3 protein-coding genes are annotated in these 4752 nt (G+C 33.4%); 2 read left to right on the forward strand and 1 reads right to left on the reverse strand.

Annotated elements, in window-relative coordinates:
* Positions 1-351: 351 nt before the first annotated feature.
* The gene (locus QQZ16_RS23100) at positions 352-1668 is read left to right on the forward strand and encodes a hemolysin family protein (protein WP_235251757.1); all 1317 of its coding nucleotides are present in this window, start codon (positions 352-354) and stop codon (positions 1666-1668) included.
* Between the two features lie 463 nt (positions 1669-2131).
* Complete coding sequence (locus tag QQZ16_RS23105; RefSeq protein ID WP_284561838.1) at positions 2132-3508, forward strand: hemolysin family protein; 1377 nt, start codon at positions 2132-2134, stop codon at positions 3506-3508.
* 100 nt (positions 3509-3608) lie between these two features.
* Here the strand turns inward: QQZ16_RS23105 and QQZ16_RS23110 are convergent, their stop codons facing one another.
* On the reverse strand, positions 3609-4307 hold the full coding sequence (locus QQZ16_RS23110) for a response regulator transcription factor (protein WP_284561839.1): 699 nt from the start codon (positions 4305-4307) through the stop codon (positions 3609-3611).
* Between the last annotated feature and the right edge of the window lie 445 nt (positions 4308-4752).

Below are 4752 nucleotides of genomic sequence, written 5' to 3' on the forward strand. Positions count from 1 at the left end.
ATCGACCGAAAAGAAAAATACCCACAAAATTAGTAACAGAAACCGTGCGTCAGAACATACCATACTTAAATCAAGCGATTGGAAAACCCGTTCACTTTGCCTTACAGGGATTAAAAGGTTTTTAAAAAAGAAAAAAACGAAATTTTGATGAAAGAAAACATTTAGAAAACGGATACAAAATTAGAAGTTTTACTTTATAAAAAGGGAGCTAAAAAAAACTCCCACAAAAACTTGACTCAATCTCCTCTCCTCTCTTTATTTTATTTTATGAAAGAAAAGGTATAAAATAAGAAAATAAAAGAATTATGATAATACTTCTTTGATAATAAATGATTGGTGATGAAAGAAATAATGATTGGAATGCAACTATTGGTAATTGTCATACTAACTGCTTTTTCTGCTTTTTTTGTGGCAACAGAATTTTCTATTGTTCGTGTAAGACCTGCAAGGATTGAACAACTTGTAGAAGAAGGACATAAAAATGCCCTTACAGTAAAAAAGATAATTGAAAATATTGATAGCTATCTATCTGCCTGCCAATTAGGGATAACTATTACCTCTTTAGGACTAGGTTGGTTAGGACAACCTACCATTTTAAAGTTGATTCAGCCTTTAATGGTAAATTGGGACGTTCCAGCTGCTCTATCCCAAGGTTTGGCGTTTGTACTCTCTTTTTCGATTATTACATATATTAATGTAGTTATTGGAGAACTTTTCCCAAAGTCTGTCGCTATTATTCTTACGGAAAAAATCTCCTTATTAGTAAGTAAACCACTTATCTGGTTTTACACCATTATGTATCCCTTTATTTGGCTCCTAAATAAATCGTCAAGACAAGTAGCAAAATTATGGGGAATCTCAGATCCAACTGCCAATAATGAGGCACTATCTGAAGAAGAACTGCAAATTGTATTAAAAGATAGCTATAAAAATGGAGAAATTAGTCTTTCAGAATATAACTATGTTAATCGCATTTTTGCATTTGATAACCGATTGGCAAACGAGATTATGATTCCACGGACCGAAATGGTGACGTTATCTGATAGCTTAACGATTAAAGAAGCCGTAAATATCATTCAAACAGAACGATATACTAGATACCCCCTTACTAAAAATGAGGATAAAGATAGCATCATTGGTTTTATCCATATAAAACAACTTCTCACTGATTGGATAAAAAATAGTAATGAAAATAAATCATTATCGGACTATGTTCAACCAATTATTCATATAATTGAATCAACACCTATACAAGCTGTTTTTTTAAAGATGCAAAAAGAAAGAACTTCCATTGCCATTCTTTATGATGAATTTGGCGGAACTGCAGGTCTGATTACTGCAGAAGATATATTAGAGGAGATTGTTGGTGAAATTCGGGATGAATTTGACGAAGAGGAAACACCGCTTATTCAAAAAATTAGTGATCATCACTATATCCTTGATTCAAAGCTATCCTTAACAGAAGTAAATGAATTGCTATCCATCACAATCAATAGAGAGGATATTCATACGCTTGGTGGCTGGATTTTGTTTCAAAACCCCAACATTAAAAAGGGGGAAGCCATCGAATATAATGGCTATCTATTTAAAATTGACAAAATGATTCGACAGCATATTTTTACCTTTGATGTTCAAAAAATACCTTCACACCTAACTATAGAAAAATGATTTTACTTTCCATGATCGGAAACTTCCCCTTACTAGTTACGATGAAACAGCTAAACAAAAATGTTTCATCGTAATACTTATTTTTTCTTTCTTCTGTCCCTAACAGGAATCAGTGGATAGAGAACATGAAGCTTCCTTTAACTTCATACACTATATTAAAGACAGAAAATTAAAAAAGTTAACGTTATCATTGTTTGACTAGATAGTTTGGCTTACCGTATAATTATTAATACAATTATCCAAATGTGAGGTGGTATAATGGGATTGTTTATGTAAATAAAGAATATAATAGCAAAGATTACTTTAAAACGATTATTATACTAACTCATCCTGCAACCCTCGTTTATTAAGAAAAATAGACAATACGTCAAAAAGTGGCTTACTTAATGTAGATTTAGTTCCTTTCAATCTGAATTAATCAGGAGGTGACTCCTTACTCGGTAAACGAGATAAGGAAATTTATTTGGACATATTTAACTTGGTTATAATAGCCATTTTAATTGCTTTGACTGCTTTTTTTGTAGCTTCAGAGTTTGCTATTATTAGAGTTCGTAGTTCAAGGATTGATCAGCTTATAGAGGAAGGCTATAAAAATGCCCTTTCAGCCAAAAAAGTTACTAGTAATCTTGATGAATATTTATCTGCATGCCAGCTCGGCATAACCGTTACTGCACTTGGAATTGGTTGGATTGGAGAAGAAACTGTACAGCATTTTTTATCACCATTGCTTCAAATCATCCATGTTCCTGAAACAGCCATAACCGTCTTATCCTTCTCTTTGGCGTTCACATTTATTACATTTTTACATGTTGTCGTTGGAGAACTGGCTCCAAAAACATTCGCTATTCATAAGGCAGAAAAAATTACATTATGGGCAGCAAAGCCTTTAATCCTATTTTATAAAGTGCTATATCCATTTATATGGACTTTAAATGGTTCATCTAGAGTCATCACAAAAATGTTTGGACTAAAGCCTGCTTCCGAACACGAATTGGCACACACGGAAGAGGAACTTCGCATTATTGTATCAGAGAGTTATAAAAATGGGGAGATTAATCAATCCGAATATAAGTATGTAAATAATATTTTTGACTTTGATGATCGAATTGCTAAAGAAATTATGGTGCCGCGGACAGAAATTATTTCCCTTGAACAATCTAGTACCTTAGATGAATTACTTCATCTTATACAGAAAGAGCAATTTACTAGATATCCCATTACTGATGGGGATAAGGACCATATAATCGGCATGATAAACGTAAAAGAAATTATGACCGAATTATTAAAAAGCAGGAACTTAACAAAAAAAACGTTGGAACCTTATATAAGACCTGTCATTCGAGTCATTGAAACCTATCCCATTCAAGATTTATTAGTAAAAATGCAAAAAGATCGCATTCATATGGCGATCTTAATGGATGAATATGGCGGAACTTCAGGGTTAGTTACAGTGGAAGACATTATTGAAGAAATCGTTGGGGATATATGGGATGAATTTGACAGTGATGAAATCCCTCCAGTTCGGACGATAAAAGAAAATCACTATATATTGGATGCCAAAGTTATAATAAATGAAGTGAATGCTTTACTCCAAATAAGCATAAATGATGAAGTAATCGATACATTGGGTGGCTGGATTCTTACTTCCAATTATGAAGCATCTGAAGGAGATATCATTAACTATGAATCCTATTCCTTTAAGATTATAGAAATGGAAGATCATCATGTTAAATATGTAGAGGTTAAAAAAATTGCCACAGTGATCGAACAACAAACAAAGCTTATTACCATGAAGCAAACTCTTCCTTCTCCTTCATCCGAAGCAGAAATTGTATCATAAGACATGTAGCCTTTACCAAAAACGCGGTAAAGGCTACATTTTTCAGTTCAACTCAAAGATATTTGAATCAATAAGCAAAATTGCTTGTTGCTCTTCTCACTTAGCCACTTACCAATGATTCATCAAATTTATAGCCAACACCCCAGATAGTATGGATAAATGGCTGATCTTTCGTGCCAATTTTATTTCTTAACCGCTTAATATGAACATCTACCGTTCTTTCATCCCCATAGAACTGATAGCCCCAAACTCGATCCAGTAACTGCTCCCTTGTAAAAACCTGTTTAGGGTTACTGATTAGATAATAGAGCAAATCAAATTCTTTCGGTGTCAAATTGGTAAGGACTTGATTATTGTATATAACTTCTCTCCTTTCCTTACTAATTTTAAAATGCTCTGTCGCAAGAAATTTTTCATCCACTTGATTTGTTGCATCTTTTTGATATCTTCTAGTCACGGCTTTAATCCGGGCCATAAGCGTTAAAGGGCTAAATGGTTTTGTCACATAGTCATCTGCGCCCATCTCTAGCCCAAGTACTTGATCTGACTCGCTGTCTTTTGCAGTAAGCATGATAATCGGAACAGAGCTGACCTGTCTAATCCTTCTACAAATTGTAACACCTTCCATTCCTGGTAACATCCAATCAATAATGATAATATCCCAGTTCTGATTAGCCATAAAAAAGTCTAATGCTTCTTTTCCATTATGAATGAATTTCCCTTCATACCCTTCCTTTAGGAAAAACATTTCTAGCATGGAACAAACACTTTCATTATCTTCGATTACGAGTATTTTCATCCTAACACTTCCTATTTACTAGCGTCCTTTAATATATCTATTATAGCAGAAGTTGTTAGGAACTTTCATACCCTCTAGCTAAGAGGAAGAAAAAACAAATCCTTTTCAAACCTGCATAAAATTCTTTTCATTTGTTATAAACTAATAAAAAAAGAAACTTGCAACAATTGCCTTTCCTTCATCACTCACTGATGGTTCGTTCAACCATTCTACTTTTACAGACAATTGATCTTTTTTCGAATTCCCATAAACAAAAGATGAGCGTCTTACTTGTCCGTTAAGAGTGGATAAACTATCCTAATTAATAACACCAATTATAAAAGTCCTGCGGTAATATGTCAAGTACCAAAATCTAAGGAATTGGAAATTGTAAGCCAACCAATACCTAAAAAAGACAATACTTAAGAAACCCAGTAAGATATTAAACCATTTACTGGAAAATATT

It is taken from the genome of Bacillus sp. T2.9-1 (assembly GCF_950097965.1).
Lineage (GTDB): Bacteria > Bacillota > Bacilli > Bacillales > Cytobacillaceae > Niallia > Niallia hominis.

Coding starts and splice junctions, on each gene's coding strand:
- QQZ16_RS23100 (WP_235251757.1), top strand. CDS start 352: ATGATTGGAATGCAACTATTGGTAATTGTCATACTAACTGCTTTTTCT.
- QQZ16_RS23110 (WP_284561839.1), bottom strand. CDS start 4,307: ATGAAAATACTCGTAATCGAAGATAATGAAAGTGTTTGTTCCATGCTA.